The sequence below is a fragment of the Mycolicibacterium gadium genome, from assembly GCF_010728925.1.
In the GTDB taxonomy this organism is placed as follows: Bacteria; Actinomycetota; Actinomycetes; order Mycobacteriales; family Mycobacteriaceae; genus Mycobacterium; species Mycobacterium gadium.
In genome coordinates, this window is the sequence record NZ_AP022608.1 from 737,563 (window position 1) to 751,301 (window position 13,739).

The window sequence follows — 13,739 nt, forward strand, 5'->3', positions numbered from 1 at the left end:
TACTGGGTTTTATCGGTGCATTGCGTTTCAAGCTCGCTTACACGGTCAATAACACCGCTATGGCGGGCGTCGGCGACCTACTGAACTGGACCCGGAGCCAGGTCGTCTCTCGAGTCCCCAAAGCCGACCTGGATCAACGCGACGCCGACTACATCCGCGAGCAGCTACCCGGACTGTGGCTGCTGGCATCGCTGTACTTCCGCGCCGACGTCCGCGGCCTGGACCGGATTCCGGCTGACGGCCCCGTGCTCATGGTCGGCAACCACAGCGGCGGCAACCTCCCGCCGGACACGTTCGTCTTCACGCTGGCGTTCTGTTCGTACTTCGGCGTCGAGCGACCGTTTTATCAACTCGCCCACAACCTCGTCGTTTCGATGCCGGGACTCGGCTCGTTGCGCAAGTTCGGCACTGTGGCCGCCAACCACGAAAACGCCGAGCTGGCATTGAAGTCCGGCGCCGCGCTGCTGGTGTACCCCGGCGGTGATTACGAAGTCTTCCGGCCGTCGTGGCAGCGGCACGAGGTGGATTTCGGGGGACGCAAGGGCTACGTCAAGCTCGCCCGTGAGGCTGGGGTCCCGATCGTGCCGATCGCCAGCGTTGGCGGCCAGGAGGCGGCGCTGTTCCTCGACCGCGGGCAGTGGCTGGCCAAGCTGCTGATGGTCGACAAGATGGCCCGGTTGAAGAGCGTCCCGATTCTGCTGGCGCCGCCGTGGGGTCTGACGGTCAGCGACATGGTGCCGCGGTTGCCCCTCCCGACGAAGATCGCGATCGAGGTGCAGGACCCCATCGAGCCCGACGACATCGCCGGCAGCGACGACGACGTCGTGCACGAGAAGGTGGAGGCCGCGCTGCAGGCCGGGGTGGACCGGCTGGCGGCCGAACGACGATTCCCGGTGCTGGGCTGATGAGGGTGCAACGGCAGTGCGTGGTCGACGCCGACCGCGAAGCGGTGTGGAAAGTGGTCAGCAACCCCGACTGTTACCCGGAATTCATGGCCAGCCTCGAACGGTGGGAGACCGCCGACGACGAGCCTGCCAGTCTCGGCGCCCGCTACACCGTGCATTGGAAGGTGGGGTCGGTCCCCATCGGCGGCGTCATCGAGGTCGTCGAGTTCGATCCGCCGCGCGAGTTGTCGTGGGTGGGGCTCACCGGAGTTTCACAGCGTGGACGGTTCCGGTTGCGCGAAACGGCCGACGGCCGCACCAAAGTCACCTTCCGGCTGGCCTATGAATCAGCGGGCAACGTCCTCGGGCTGATCGCGGACCGCGTGGCCGCCGGCCAGGTCGGCCGCAACATGGGTGCGACGCTGAAGAACCTGCGTCACATGGTCGAAGGCTAGGCCGGCGGCGCGGCCGGAGCACCTGCGCCAGGGGCGCCTTGGATCGGCACGACCGGCGTCGGGGTCACGGTGGTGACGCCGTTACCGCCGACCCGGGGACCGCCCGCGGGTCCCATCTGCTCGAGCTGGTCGGCTGCTGCCTGGCTGCAGTCGAGCATCAGCAGGATGCGACCGCTCGAGGTGACCTTCTGGCTGTCGACGAGGCAGTTGGCCTGGGAGAGCACGCTGCCGAAAGATCCGCCGAAGTAGCCCTTGTAGCCCTGCGACTTCAAGATCTGCAGCGCCTTGTTATAGGGCTCACCGACGACGTTCATGTAGTTCGAGCCGCCCGGCTGGGACATGGCGATTCCCGCTCCGACCAGCGCGGCGGAGCCGACTGCGACGAGCCCTCCGCTCAGCACAACGAGCTTCTTCACGTGAAATGTCTCCCTATGTCGATGCGGTGCGAACATATCGCAGACGTGACAAATGTGAAACCGGAGAAGAAGCGCTCCGCGTTACATCTGGGGTTACCCCTAGGCGTTCACCGCGGCCCGCATGACCTGGCCCAACGCGGCCGCCCGCGGGTCGGCGAAAACGTCCTCGAGCAGCATTTTCCTGCCGTCCGGGCCCGTCAGCGGCACCCTCCAGTTCGGGTATTCGTCCGTCGTCCCCGGCTGATTCTGGGTGCGCAGGTCGCCGACCGCGTCGGCCAGCGATAGCGCCAGCAGCCGCGACCGCGTCCGGCCCAGGTACTTGTAGAGCGCGCTGACCACCTGATCGACGCCGACCTCGTCCAGATCGCCGCTCAACAACCCGACCCGACGCAGCTCGTCGAGCCACGCGGCCTGTTGGCGACGATCGGCGGCCAGTTCCTCCTCGGCGGGCCGGGTCAGCAGCCCGAGCTCGTCGCGGAGCCGGACATGTTCGCCCGCGAGGTAGCCGGGGGTCGGGGGGAGGTCGTGGGTGGTCACCGAGGACAGGCAGAACTCACGCCAGTGCTCGGCCCGCAGCGGCGCGCCGTCACCGTCTCGGTCGAACTCGAACCACAAGATCGATGTGCCGAACAAGCCGCGCTCGCGCAGATAGTCGCGTACCCAGGGTTCGACAGTGCCCAGGTCCTCGCCGACGACGACGGCGCCGGCTCGGTGGGCCTCCAGTGCGACGATCCCGATCATCGCCTCGTGGTCGTACCGCACATAGGTGCCCTCGGTCGGCGGGGCGCCCTTCGGAATCCACCACAGCCGGAACAGTCCGATGATGTGGTCGATCCGCACGCCACCCGCATGCCGAAGCAGCGTGTTGACGAGCGCGCGGAACGGCTCGTAGGCCTGGTTCGCGAGTTCGTCGGGTCGCCACGGCGGCTGCGACCAGTCCTGGCCTAGCTGATTGAACTCGTCCGGCGGCGCGCCTGCGGTGACGCCCAACGCCAGCACGTCCTGCAGGGCCCATGCATCGGCCCCGTTCGGGTCGACCCCCACGGCAAGGTCATGCATGATGCCCAGCCCCATGCCCGACGCCACCGACGTCGCTTGCGCCGCGGTCAGCTGATCGTCGAGTTGCCATTGCAGCCAGCGGTGGAAATCGACGGCCGCCGCGTTGTCGGCGGCGAACCGGGCGACGGCCGGGCTTTCGGGATGACGCAGCTCCTCGGGCCACTCGTGCCAATCGCCGCCGTGTTTCTCGGCCAGGGCGCACGACGTCGCGAAATCATCGAGGTTGCGACCCTGCCGCTCGCGGTAGGCCTGGTATGCCAGGTCCCGGCCCGCGGATCGCTGCACACGGTAGACGGCCTCGAGGGCGGCGCGCTTGTACTTCCAGACGCGGTCACGGTCGATGAGGCGCGACTTGTGTGCGCGCGCCTGCGCATTCGCCCGGGCCTTGACGATGCGGCCCCGGTTCTCGACGTACGCAAACTCGGGGATCGCCTCCACCCGCAGGTATATCGGGTTGACGAACCGGCGTGAGGTCGGCAGGTAGGGCGACGGCTCCATCGGCGGGGTGGGCGCGGCGGCGTGCAGCGGGTTGACGAGGACGAAGCCCGCACCGTGCCGAGACGCCGACCATACGGCGAGATCGGTGAGGTCGGTCAAATCACCGATGCCCCAAGAGGTTCGCGATCGGACACTGTAGAGCTGGGTGGCCAGCCCCCACGTCCGTCCCGTCGGCGGTTCCAACGATGCGGGGGAGACGACGATCGGTGAACTGATGTCGGACGTTCCCAGTTGTAGATGCAGTTCGTGATAGCCGAGCGGCAGGTCGGCGGGTAACTCGAAGCTCGCCTCGCCGACCAGTCGGCCACCGAGATCATAAGGGGGCCGGTTGTTTTCGAGCTGGCGCAAACCCATCCGGACCGACCCGTCCTCGAGCCGGATCCACAACCTCACCGGATCGCCGTGGGTGACGTGCACCCAGAACGACGACGTCGACCCGGCGCGGCCGACGATCACCGGCGGCAGCGCGCGAGACCAATGGTCACGATCGTGTTCTGCCAATTCGGCGGTGCGCCGATCGTCGGTGGCGGCCTGTACGCCGAGGGCGTCGAGCACACCGACCAGTGTGGATTCGGAGACCGTGATGCGCCTTCCGGTCCAGTCTTCGTATTCCGTTGCGACGCCGTACCGTCGCGCCAACTCGACGAGCGACTCGGGGAGTTCGGTCATGCGACTATCTTGCCCGCAATCAGTCGACGTCACGCATCAGCAGGTCATCCCAGGTGTCGCGGCGGACCACCAGCCGCGCCGCACCGGCGCGGGTGAACACCACCGGAACCCGGCGGGCGCCGTTGTACTGATTGGACATCGTGTAGCAGTAGGCCCCGGTGACGGGCACCGCGAGCAGGTCGCCGATCGATGGTTCTTGTAGCGCGACGCCGTCGACCAGTTGGTCGCCCGATTCGCAGTGCCGTCCCACAACGCTGACGGTTTCGCCACCACCGACCCGGTTGACGATCGTTGCCTCGAACCGCTGACCGGTGAGTGAGACCTCGAGGTTGTCACCCATGCCGCCGTCCACCGCGACGTGCGTGACGACGCCGCGTTTGAGGGTCGTGATGCGGTAGATCGTGCATGCGCTGTTGGCGACCATGCTGCGGCCGGGTTCGACGATGATGCGGCTGCCCTCCGGTAGCAGCGCCGTCGCCTGAGTCACCATCGCGTCGGCGTAGTCGTCGAGGGTCGGCGGGTGCTCGGCGTAGGTGTAGCGCACGCCAAGCCCACCGCCCAGGTCGTACACCTCGAAGGTGCCCAGCTTCGCGATGGGCTCGACCGCCTGCGCGAGCTGCTCGACGTTGAGCAGCTGTGAGCCGACATGGGTGTGCACGCCGTCGAGGCGCATCTTGGCGCTGCGCTCGATCCGCGCGATCGCGGCACGGGCATCATCGGGCGCCAGGCCGAACTTCGACCCAGCGTGCCCCGTCGCCTGGGAGGCATGTGTGGCGGCCTCCACGCCCGGGATGACCCGGACCAGGCACGGCTGCTGATGTCCCGTCGGAACGATGCGCTCGAGGCGGTCGATGTCGTCGAAGTTGTCGACCACCACCAGTCCGATTCCGTGCTTCACAGCCATGCCCAGTTCGTCGTCAGATTTGGCGTTACCGTGCAGCAGAATCCGGGCCGGGTCGACGCCCGCCTTGAGGGCGGTCCGGATCTCGCCGCCGCCCGCGACGTCGAGGTGCAGACCCTCATGGGCCATCACCCGCTGAACGGCCGTGCACGGGAATGACTTCGACGCGAACGCCACGTCGCAGCGCGGCCAGCGACTGCGGAAGGCGCTGAGGTAGTCGCGGGCCCGCTGACGCAACGCGTCTTCGGAGACGACGATGGCCGGCGTGCCGAACTGCGCGGCCACGTCGTCGAGGCGGCATCCGCCGACCACGAGGGTCCCGTCGCTGTCGGTGCGGGTGCCCGGCGGGAAGAGGCCGACCAACGCATCGGCCGCAGCTTTTCTCTGCTCGTCTCGCGAGCGCTCATCGCCGTCCACCGTCATCGCCTCAGCGTCTCACCCGCATGTGCGCGCGTGAATGCGGTCGACAAAGTTCGTGAACTCGCCTACGGTATGTCTGTAATGATCCTTACAGATAGAACGTTGACGAAAAAGCAGCAGCAGGGCGAGCAGTCCCGCGAGCAGATCCTCGACGCGACGGAAAAGCTGATGGCCACACGTGGCTACGCCGCGACGTCCATCAGCGACATCCGCAAGGCCTGCGGCCTGCCGGCGAGTTCGATCTACTGGCACTTCGGATCCAAGGACGGCGTGCTGGCGGCCGTCATGGAACGCGGCGCCCAGCGGTATTTCGCGGCCATACCCGCCGACGCCACCGTCGAACGACAGCTGGACGCGGTGGTGCGCCAGCAATCACAGCATCCGGATTTCCTGCGGCTGTTCCTGCTCCTGTCACTGGAGCGCAGCGACGATCCCGCGGTCGCCGAAGTGGTGCGACGGGTCCGCGACACCGCGATCGCGCGGTTTCGCGACGCGATCGCACAACTGCTTCCCGCCGACATTCCCGACCGCACGGCGCAGCGCGTCCTGGATGAACTCGCCGCGGTGGCGGTCGCGCTGTCGGACGGGATCTTCCTCGCGGTCCATCTCGAGCCCGAGACCACCGACGTCGACCGGATGTACCGGCGGCTGCATCAGACCGTAACCGCCCTGATCCCGACTCTCTTGGAGGAGAAGTGACCGCAACACCGAACAAGACAGCGATCATCACCGGTGCCAGTGCCGGGCTCGGATTGGAATGCGCGACAGCGCTTCTCGCGAGCGACCCAACCTGGCATGTGGTGTTCGCGGTGCGCGACGTGGCGCGCGGCGCGCACGCGGTCGAACAGGCCGGCCACCCGGCGCGGTGCACGGTTCTCGAAATGGACCTCGCGTCGCTGACGTCGGTCCACGCCTTCGCCGAAGACTTCCGCGGCCGCGGACTGCCGCCGCTGCACGCGATCGTCTGCAACGCCGGCCTTCAGGTCGTGTCGGGCACCGAACACACCGCCGAGGGCGTGGAGATGACTTTCGGAGTGAACCATCTCGGACACTTCGCCCTGGTGCGGGACCTGCTCGCGGACCTGGCCCACCCGGCGCGCATCGTGGTCGTCGCCAGCGGCACCCACGATCCGGCCAAGACCACGGGAATGCCCGCACCGCGGTACACCAGGGCCGCCGACCTCGCGCATCCCGCGGATGACGAACCGGTCGACGGCCGCCGCCGGTACACCACGTCGAAGCTGTGCAACCTGCTGTACGCGTACGAACTCGACCGTCGGCTCGGCTGCGGTGCCAACGGTGTCACGGTCAACGCGTTCGATCCCGGCCTGATGCCCGGCTCCGGCCTGGCCCGCAATTACTCGGCGATCGGGCGGTGGGCCTGGCGGTACCTGTTTCCACTGCTGCGGGTGCTGCCGAATGTCAACAGCACCAGGGCCTCGGGCGCGCGCCTGGCGGCGTTGGTCTGCGATCCCCGGTTCGACGACGTCACCGGGTCGTACTTCGAAGGGAAGCGGCCGATCGCATCGTCGACCGACTCCTACGACCGTGAGAAGGCGCTCGACCTGTGGGAGACCAGCGAGCAACTACTCGAGCGCACCGATCATCAGGACCAGCCCGGCGAACCCCGCGGTCGCGCAGCCAAGTAGGACGATCTCGGCCTTCGGCGCGACCGTGAAACTGTGCGCCCGTCGGCGAGCCAGCCAGACGACAAGGACTGCCAACAAGGCTCCCACCACGGGCAGTGCGATCCGCCCGTCGTCCAATGGACCTCGGCCGAACAACGGCAGCGCTCCGGCGACCAGGAAGCTGATCGCGGTTCGCTCCCAGGACAATTGGGTGCGTTCGGCCTGTAATCCTGGCTTCTCCGGTTGAGATGGCATGATTTACGGCTGCACCGCGATGACGACGATCAGTGCGATGGTCAGTACGACGATGGCGCCGCCAAGCAGCGCCGGCATCCGGGATCGGGGCAGGTCGCCGCCCTCATGCATGGCGGTCTGCACGGCACGCCAACGCAGCACCGCCAGCACCGCAAGGACGCCGCCAGATGCGGTCAGCGTCATTCCCAGGCCATGGCGCACTCCGGGGATGGTCAGGGCGGGCACCAGTTGCACGACCGCGACGCCGCCGGCGATCAGTGCCAGCGCGGTGCGAATCCACGCGAGGAAGGTGCGCTCGTTGGCGAGCGTGAAGCGATAGTCCAGATCCTCGTGATCGTCGGTCACTGCCACGACCAGTCAGCCTAGAGTCCTGGGGTCGGTAGTGTCGCCGGACATGGCGCCCGAATCGCTCGACGCCGTTGTGGCGCAGCATCGAAGGGCCAGAGTCGCGGTCGCGGCGCTGTTCCTGAGCAACGGAGCGTTGTTCGCCAACCTGTTGCCTCGCTACCCGGAGATCAAGACCGACTTGCAGCTGTCCAACACGATGTTCGGGATCGCGATCGCGGCGTTCTCAGCGGGCGCGTTGGTGGCAGGCCTCTCCGCGGCGGCGTTGATCCGCAGGTACCGATCGTCGCGCGTGGCAGTCGTCAGCACCCTGGGCCTCGCGGGATTCGTTGTCGCTGCAGCCCTGGCAGGAACCCCGCTGATTCTCGCCGCGGCGTTGTTCATGGCGGGAGCGTGCGATGCGGTCACCGACGTGGCGCAGAACGCGCACGGGCTGCGGTTGCAGCGCAATTACGGCCGGTCGATCATCAACTCGTTGCATGCGGTCTGGGCGGGGGGAGCCATCATCGGCGGCGTGATGGGTGCCGGCGCGATCGCGGTGGGCATATCCCGGGCAACGCATTTGGCGATCGCGGCGGTCCTGTTCGGCGGCGTCGTGCTGATCGCCTACCCGTACCTGTTGAAGGGGGCCGATCACGGCGACCATCCGGCGCGGCCGGCAGGGCAGGGATCCGGTGCGGGCTTAGCGGTGTGCGGGACACTGGTCGCGCTCGTCGTGCTCGCCATCGCGGGAGCGACCGTCGAGGATGCGGGAAGTTCCTGGGCAACACTGTATTTGCGTGACAGCCTCGGTGCGCCCGGGGCGGTCGCGGTGTTCGGCTATGTCGCACTGGTCGGGTTCATGTTCGTCGGCCGGCTGATCGGGGACCGTCTTGTCGACAGGTTCGGCGAACGCGCGGTGGTTCGCGCCGGTGGCCTCCTCGCGGCCGCGGGAATGGGGGTCGCGCTGGCCTTCCCCTCGATTCCGGGCACCATCGCGGCATTCGCTGCGGCGGGATTCGGAGTAGCGACCCTGATCCCGGCGGCGATGCACCGCGCCGACCAGCTGCCTGGCTTGCGCCCGGGCAGCGGATTGACGGTGCTGACGTGGCTGATGCGGATCGGCTTCTTCGGCGCGCCTCTGGTCGTCGGCGTCATCGCCGATGCGACGAGCCTGCGGATCGGCCTGCTGTCCGTGCCCGTCGCCGGGCTGGTGGCGATCGCACTGGCCGGAGCGCTCAGTGCGCGACCCCGATTGAATCATCGGCTCAGCCGGCGGTGACCATCTCGATCGTGAGCACGCCGAAGACGATGAGCACGATGCCCAGCCCCATCATCGGAGTCAGGGGTTCGTCGAACAGGAACCGCGCGATGACCGCCACCAGCGCGATGCCGCACGCCGACCACACGCCGTACGCGATGCCGACCGGCATGCCCAGGCCCAGCGACACGTACAGCAGATAGAACGACAGGAGGTAGCCGGCGATGATCGGTGCGATCCACGCTTTCTTGCGAAAACCCTCCGAAGCGCGTAGCGACAGGGTCGCGACGACCTCGACGAGTATGGCGCCGGCGAGCGCGAGCCACATCATGAGTCGGCGGTCACGGCGCGATGCGAACCGAACTCGATCAGCAGCACCCCGGCGATGATGAGCCCGATGCCCGCGACGATCGGCCAGGTGAACGGGTCGCCGAAGAGTACGGCGGCCAGAACCGCGGTGACCGCGGTGCCCAGCGCGCCCCAGATTCCGTACGCGATGCCGACGGGTACGCCGGCGCGCAGCACCATCGTCAAGAACACGAACGACGTGAGGTAGCCGGCGACCACGACCGCGAGCCACGCCGAATGATCCTGGGCGGCACGCAGAGACAGCGTGGCGGCGACCTCGGTCGAGATTGCGCCCGCAAGTAGCGCCCACTTCAGCACGGCACCAAGCTATGCCATGGGCCTCAGACTGCGCGTTCGACCATGGGTGTGAGCACCTCGTGGGCGAACTGCCGGAGTTCGGCGTCATCGCTGAAGTCGGGGTCGTCCGGCGGCGTCGAGATATAAGTGATGAACAACCGGGCGAACACGTCGGCGACCCAGCGGACCTGCCGTGGCGGCGTGCCCGGCGTGTCACCGTGAATGTAGTTGGCGATGAACGCCGACCCCATCTTCAGCAGTTCCGCCGAATCGATCGGAGCGGGCTCGACGTGACCGGCGCGGCGCAGCATCGGATGCTCGCGGGCGAACGTGACCGCGGCGATGAACGCCGCGGCCACCCCTTCGTTCGGATCTTCGGTGGCATCGATGGCATCGGCGACGGCGCCGAGGAACCGTTGCGTCTCACGGCGAACAAGTGCTTCCACCAGATCGTCGCGACGCGGGTAGCGGCGGTAAGCCGTCATCCGTGACACACCGGCGCGGCGCACCACGTCCTCGACCGTAATCCGTTGCAGCCCAACTGCTGCCGCTTCCTGCAGGGCGGAGTCGAGTATGCGCTGGCTGGTCCGGTCGGCCGCTTCGTCCACGTTGCCGCCCGCCTTGCCGACGGACGCGGCGCCGCCGATGACCTCGATGAGCTGGGCGTGGATCACGACACCGCGACCTTCGGACGCGCACCTGCCGCACGGTGGCGGGCGAGCTCGGCGAACCGCGGCGTCCCGAATGCCCACCGCAAGTGCCGGGCGTCGAGGTGCAGGGCGGGCTCGATGAGCCGGCGGGTCAGCGCGGACGGGCGGTCATAGCCGATGAGCTCGCGTGCCCACGCCGGGGCGCGGCTCATGCCCGCGTAGATCGCGAATCGGTGCAGTTGCCGGTCTACCGGCCCTGGCAGGTCGGGGAAGAACGGCGACGTCGCCAAGAAGTCGATGAACTCACGCGTCTGCGCGTTCACGCTCAGCTTCGGTCGCATGGTGTCGACGTAATCGTCGAGTTCGGCGGCCGTTGTCGGCACCCAGTCGGCGCCGCCCAACCTGCCGATCACCGCCTGCTCGGCCAGATACCGGTCTTGTTCCTCGCGGCTCAGCGGGCGTTTGGTGTGTTCATAGGTCCGCAGAATCATCCACGGGATGCACGTGTGCACCCAGGCGATCAGCTCGGGATCCAGGGCGCGGTACGGCACGCCGTCGGGGCGAGTGCCGTTGACGAACGAGTGCACGTGCTTGACGCGTTCGATGACGCGGGTCGCGGCCTCGGTGTTGCCGAACGTCGTGGTCAGCACATAGCCCAGGGTGGCGCGGGCCCGCTGGAATGGGTCTTCGCGGTAGTTGGACAGATCCTGAACGCCCGCCACCACCGACGGATGGAGGATCTCCAGCACGATCGCCGGCAAACCGGCCTGCGAGACGGATGCCAGGTCGGCGTTGATCTCCCACGAAATGCTGCCGGGCCCGATCAGCCCGGGATCGCCGGGTGGCCCCCCGTAGACCGCCGGATCATCGTGTCGACCAGCGCTCTTCTCGAAATCCTGCACGATGCGGTTGCGAAGCTTCTCGGCGGCGGGGAGCCGCTTCGGTATGAATGTGACACTCACACGACCATATATACCATCGTCGCGGGTGGAGATGCGGTACGCGCGCGTACTGTGGAGTGGTTGTTTTCCCATCGAGGAGGTCCATCGATGACAGCAGAGCCCAATACGCGACACGGTGCCGACGAACGGCGACCGGCGGTGCCGGCAGTCGAGCCCCTGGTCGTCGACACCAGCTACGGACCCGTACGCGGCGTCGACAACGGAACGGTCAAGGTGTGGAAGGGCATTCGCTATGCCGCGGCGCCGACCGGCGACCTGCGGTGGCGGGCACCTCAGGCGCCCCAACGGTGGTCGGAGCCGGCAGATGCGACGCGGGTGGGACCCGTCTGCCCGCAGCCCACCGATCCGAGGATCCCGATCGACCTCGGCGCGCCGCAGGGTGACGACTGCCTGACGTTGAACGTGTGGGCGTCGTCGGATACCGAGGCCGGTGACGGCAAACCGGTGATGGTGTGGCTGCACGGCGGCGCCTACATCCTCGGCTCATCGGCGCAATCGCTGTATCACGGTGCTGCACTGGCGAGCGGCGGCGACGCGCTGATCGTCACGGTCAACTACCGGTTGGGCGCGCTCGGTTTCCTCGACCTGTCCTCCTTCGGCGCCGGGTTCGACACCAATCTCGGCTTGCGCGACGCGCTGTTCGCACTGCAATGGGTGCGCGACAACATCGCCGGATTCGGGGGCGACCCGGCCCGGGTCACATTGTTCGGCGAGTCCGCCGGCGCAGGCATGGTGACCACGCTGCTGGCGAGCCCCGCGGCCGCGGGACTGTTCTCGGCGGCCATCGCCCAGAGTTCGCCGGCGACTTCGATCTACGACTCTGAGCGCGGCCGCCGCTTCGCCGAGCTGTTCCTCGATGCGCTGGATCTCGCGCGGGGCGACGTCCAGCGCCTGCCCTCGGTTCCGATCGACGCCGTGCTGGCGGCCGCCAAGAAGGTTTTCGACGAAGTGCCTGCCCGGTGGCCGGGAACACTGGCCTTCGCGCCGATCATCGACGGTGACATCGTTCCCGCGCACCCGGTGAAGCTAGCCCGAGAAGGACGCACGCATCCGGTCCCGTTGATCATCGGCACGAACAAGCACGAGGCCGCGCTGTTCCGGTGGATGAAGTCGCCGTTGATGCCGATCTCGCCGCAGGCGCTGCGGGCGATGTTCACCGAGATCGCCGCCGAGCAGCCGGCACTGCAGCTGCCCGATGAAGCGCAGATCCGCACCGCATACCGGGGCAGGCCCAAGACGATCGGCATGGGGGTGGCCCGCGATATCGGTTTCCGGATGCCGTCGATCTGGTTCGCCGACGGCCATCGGGAGGTCGCACCCGTCTACCTCTACCGGTTCGACTTTGCGCCCCCGATGCTGCGGCTGTTGCGCCTCGGCGCGGCGCACGCCACCGAGTTGCCCTATGTGTGGGGCAACCTGGTCGGCGGGCCGAAGGACCCGACGTTCAAATTGGGCGGGCTCAAGGCGGGAAAGGCGGTGTCGGCGCGGATGCGCAGGCGCTGGATGAGCTTCGCGGTAGACGGTACGCCGTCCGCGTCGGCCGGGGATCCCGAGTGGCGTCCGTACCGCAAAGAGGATCGGGCGTCGCTGATCATCGACGCGTCCGAGCGGGTGGTCGACGATCTGGACCGTGACCTGCGATTGGCCTGGGGCGACGAGGTGCTCAGCTTCCGCTGAGCATCTCCGAGTTCCCTTCGTCCCCTGCCCTTCGGGCGTGGGCCCATCGCTCGCCCCGCTTCGTCGTAAACTTTCCCACCGGAGGTGTCACCTTGGACGTGAATGGGGCCTGGACTCCGAATTTGGCCGACGTGCTACCGCCGCTCATGCACGACCCGGTGACGTTTGCGATCCCGTTCTTCCTCATCATGCTGATCATCGAGTGGGTGAGTGCGGGAAAGCTGATGCATGACGAGGCGGAACGGGCACCGGCGGGCGCCTATCTGAAGCCCGACGCGTGGGCGAGCATCAAGATGGGGCTGGTCTCGATCCTCACCAGTGGCGTCCTCAACGCCGTCGCCCTGCTGGCCTACGCCGCGCTCTACGTTTACGTGGCACCCTGGCAGCTGCCGTCCACCGCCTGGTACACCTGGGTGATCGCCATCGTCGGCGTCGACGTTCTCTACTACTTCTATCACCGGATCGCCCACCGCGTCCGTCTGATCTGGGCGACCCATCAAGCCCATCACTCCAGCCAGTACTTCAACTTCGCGACCGCACTGCGCCAGAAGTGGAACATCAGCGGCGACGTGTTCCTGCGGGCGCTGCTGCCACTGCTCGGTGTGCCGCCGTGGATGGTGTTCGCCAGCTTCTCCATCAACCTCATCTACCAATTCTGGATCCACACCGAGCGCATCGGAAAGCTCTGGCGGCCAATCGAATTCGTCTTCAACACGCCGTCGCATCACCGCGTTCACCACGGCATGGACGAGCAGTACCTCGACAAGAACTACGGTGGCATCTTCATCCTCTGGGACCGGCTGTTCCGCAGCTTCAAGGAAGAGAACGTGCGCCCGAACTACGGGCTGACCAAGCAGGTCGACACCTACAACATCTGGACGCTGCAGACCCACGAGTACGTGTCGATCTTCCGCGATGTCCGGCGGGCCACGCAGTTCCGCGACAAGCTGGGCTACGCCTTCGGCCCGCCCGGTTGGCTGCCCGCCGAACGCCGCGTCGACGAAGGGTCGGCAAAGGTTCGCGTATAGATCGGCG

16 protein-coding genes are annotated in these 13,739 nt (G+C 67.3%); 7 read left to right on the top strand and 9 right to left on the bottom strand.

Annotated features, from left to right (window positions below; genetic code table 11):
* Nucleotides 1–59 precede the first annotated feature (59 nt).
* The gene (locus G6N36_RS03535) at nt 60–905 is read left to right on the top strand and encodes a lysophospholipid acyltransferase family protein (RefSeq protein WP_163690359.1); all 846 of its coding nucleotides are present in this window, start codon (nt 60–62) and stop codon (nt 903–905) included.
* The gene (locus tag G6N36_RS03540; RefSeq protein WP_163684995.1) at nt 905–1,339 is read left to right on the top strand and encodes an SRPBCC family protein; all 435 of its coding nucleotides are present in this window, start codon (nt 905–907) and stop codon (nt 1,337–1,339) included. The genes G6N36_RS03535 and G6N36_RS03540 overlap by 1 nt, the downstream gene beginning before the upstream one ends.
* On the opposite strand, the gene G6N36_RS03545 is transcribed toward G6N36_RS03540, so the two are convergent.
* The 3 genes from G6N36_RS03545 to lysA all read right to left on the bottom strand — a co-directional run bounded on the left by G6N36_RS03545 (nt 1,336) and on the right by lysA (nt 5,305).
* A complete protein-coding gene (locus tag G6N36_RS03545; protein ID WP_163684997.1) occupies nt 1,336–1,755 on the bottom strand; it encodes a hypothetical protein in 420 nt (139 codons plus the stop codon). The genes G6N36_RS03540 and G6N36_RS03545 overlap by 4 nt on opposite strands.
* Before the next feature lie 99 nt (nt 1,756–1,854).
* On the bottom strand, nt 1,855–3,981 hold the full coding sequence (gene malQ, locus G6N36_RS03550; protein ID WP_163684999.1) for a 4-alpha-glucanotransferase: 2,127 nt from the start codon (nt 3,979–3,981) through the stop codon (nt 1,855–1,857).
* A gap of 19 nt (nt 3,982–4,000) precedes the next feature.
* Nucleotides 4,001–5,305: a diaminopimelate decarboxylase gene (lysA, locus tag G6N36_RS03555; protein WP_163685001.1), complete on the bottom strand. Its 1,305-nt coding sequence runs from the start codon at nt 5,303–5,305 to the stop codon at nt 4,001–4,003.
* Nucleotides 5,306–5,383: 78 nt separating this feature from the next.
* Between lysA and G6N36_RS03560 the strand changes: the two genes are divergently transcribed.
* Both G6N36_RS03560 and G6N36_RS03565 read left to right on the top strand, forming a co-directional pair.
* The gene (locus G6N36_RS03560) at nt 5,384–6,001 is read left to right on the top strand and encodes a TetR/AcrR family transcriptional regulator (protein ID WP_163685003.1); all 618 of its coding nucleotides are present in this window, start codon (nt 5,384–5,386) and stop codon (nt 5,999–6,001) included.
* Complete coding sequence (locus tag G6N36_RS03565; RefSeq protein ID WP_163685005.1) at nt 5,998–6,951, top strand: SDR family NAD(P)-dependent oxidoreductase; 954 nt, start codon at nt 5,998–6,000, stop codon at nt 6,949–6,951. Before G6N36_RS03560 ends, G6N36_RS03565 begins: the two co-directional genes overlap by 4 nt.
* Here G6N36_RS03565 and G6N36_RS03570 read toward each other — a convergent pair.
* Complete coding sequence (locus tag G6N36_RS03570) at nt 6,889–7,185, bottom strand: DUF202 domain-containing protein (RefSeq protein WP_163685007.1); 297 nt, start codon at nt 7,183–7,185, stop codon at nt 6,889–6,891. The two genes, G6N36_RS03565 and G6N36_RS03570, sit on opposite strands and share 63 nt — an antisense overlap.
* 3 nt (nt 7,186–7,188) lie before the next feature.
* On the bottom strand, nt 7,189–7,530 hold the full coding sequence (locus tag G6N36_RS03575) for a YidH family protein (RefSeq protein WP_163690361.1): 342 nt from the start codon (nt 7,528–7,530) through the stop codon (nt 7,189–7,191).
* Between the two features lie 49 nt (nt 7,531–7,579).
* Here G6N36_RS03575 and G6N36_RS03580 point away from each other — a divergent pair, with 49 nt between their 5' ends.
* Nucleotides 7,580–8,791, top strand: a complete 1,212-nt coding sequence (locus G6N36_RS03580) for an MFS transporter (RefSeq protein ID WP_163685009.1) — start codon at nt 7,580–7,582, stop codon at nt 8,789–8,791.
* Here G6N36_RS03580 and G6N36_RS03585 read toward each other — a convergent pair.
* Genes G6N36_RS03585 through G6N36_RS03600 form a run of 4 tightly spaced genes read right to left on the bottom strand, consistent with a single transcriptional unit; the run spans nt 8,778 to nt 11,027 of the window.
* Nucleotides 8,778–9,098: a DMT family transporter gene (locus G6N36_RS03585; RefSeq protein WP_163690363.1), complete on the bottom strand. Its 321-nt coding sequence runs from the start codon at nt 9,096–9,098 to the stop codon at nt 8,778–8,780. The genes G6N36_RS03580 and G6N36_RS03585 overlap by 14 nt on opposite strands.
* Nucleotides 9,098–9,436, bottom strand: coding sequence for a DMT family transporter (locus G6N36_RS03590; RefSeq protein ID WP_163685011.1), 339 nt, complete (start codon nt 9,434–9,436; stop codon nt 9,098–9,100). The genes G6N36_RS03585 and G6N36_RS03590 overlap by 1 nt, the downstream gene beginning before the upstream one ends.
* A 23-nt stretch (nt 9,437–9,459) precedes the next feature.
* Nucleotides 9,460–10,089 (bottom strand): TetR/AcrR family transcriptional regulator, encoded by a 630-nt coding sequence (locus G6N36_RS03595; RefSeq protein ID WP_163685013.1) that lies wholly within the window; start codon nt 10,087–10,089, stop codon nt 9,460–9,462.
* Nucleotides 10,086–11,027: an oxygenase MpaB family protein gene (locus G6N36_RS03600; protein ID WP_163685015.1), complete on the bottom strand. Its 942-nt coding sequence runs from the start codon at nt 11,025–11,027 to the stop codon at nt 10,086–10,088. The genes G6N36_RS03595 and G6N36_RS03600 overlap by 4 nt, the downstream gene beginning before the upstream one ends.
* Before the next feature lie 87 nt (nt 11,028–11,114).
* Between G6N36_RS03600 and G6N36_RS03605 the strand changes: the two genes are divergently transcribed.
* Both G6N36_RS03605 and G6N36_RS03610 read left to right on the top strand, forming a co-directional pair.
* Entirely contained in the window at nt 11,115–12,704 is a 1,590-nt protein-coding gene (locus tag G6N36_RS03605; RefSeq protein WP_163685016.1) for a carboxylesterase/lipase family protein, read from the top strand.
* Nucleotides 12,705–12,850: 146 nt separating this feature from the next.
* The gene (locus G6N36_RS03610; RefSeq protein ID WP_163690365.1) at nt 12,851–13,732 is read left to right on the top strand and encodes a sterol desaturase family protein; all 882 of its coding nucleotides are present in this window, start codon (nt 12,851–12,853) and stop codon (nt 13,730–13,732) included.
* The last annotated feature ends 7 nt before the right edge of the window (nt 13,733–13,739 follow it).

What these genes read in the sequence shown, in the direction of transcription:
- G6N36_RS03610 (WP_163690365.1), top strand. Translation starts at nt 12,851, where the DNA reads ATGCACGACCCGGTGACGTTTGCGATCCCGTTCTTCCTCATCATGCTG.
- G6N36_RS03605 (WP_163685016.1), top strand. Translation starts at nt 11,115, where the DNA reads ATGACAGCAGAGCCCAATACGCGACACGGTGCCGACGAACGGCGACCG.
- G6N36_RS03570 (WP_163685007.1), bottom strand. Translation starts at nt 7,185, where the DNA reads ATGCCATCTCAACCGGAGAAGCCAGGATTACAGGCCGAACGCACCCAA.
- G6N36_RS03540 (WP_163684995.1), top strand. Translation starts at nt 905, where the DNA reads ATGAGGGTGCAACGGCAGTGCGTGGTCGACGCCGACCGCGAAGCGGTG.
- G6N36_RS03580 (WP_163685009.1), top strand. Translation starts at nt 7,580, where the DNA reads ATGGCGCCCGAATCGCTCGACGCCGTTGTGGCGCAGCATCGAAGGGCC.
- G6N36_RS03535 (WP_163690359.1), top strand. Translation starts at nt 60, where the DNA reads ATGGCGGGCGTCGGCGACCTACTGAACTGGACCCGGAGCCAGGTCGTC.
- lysA (WP_163685001.1), bottom strand. Translation starts at nt 5,305, where the DNA reads ATGACGGTGGACGGCGATGAGCGCTCGCGAGACGAGCAGAGAAAAGCT.
- malQ (WP_163684999.1), bottom strand. Translation starts at nt 3,981, where the DNA reads ATGACCGAACTCCCCGAGTCGCTCGTCGAGTTGGCGCGACGGTACGGC.
- G6N36_RS03585 (WP_163690363.1), bottom strand. Translation starts at nt 9,098, where the DNA reads ATGTGGCTCGCGCTCGCCGGCGCCATACTCGTCGAGGTCGTCGCGACC.
- G6N36_RS03560 (WP_163685003.1), top strand. Translation starts at nt 5,384, where the DNA reads ATGATCCTTACAGATAGAACGTTGACGAAAAAGCAGCAGCAGGGCGAG.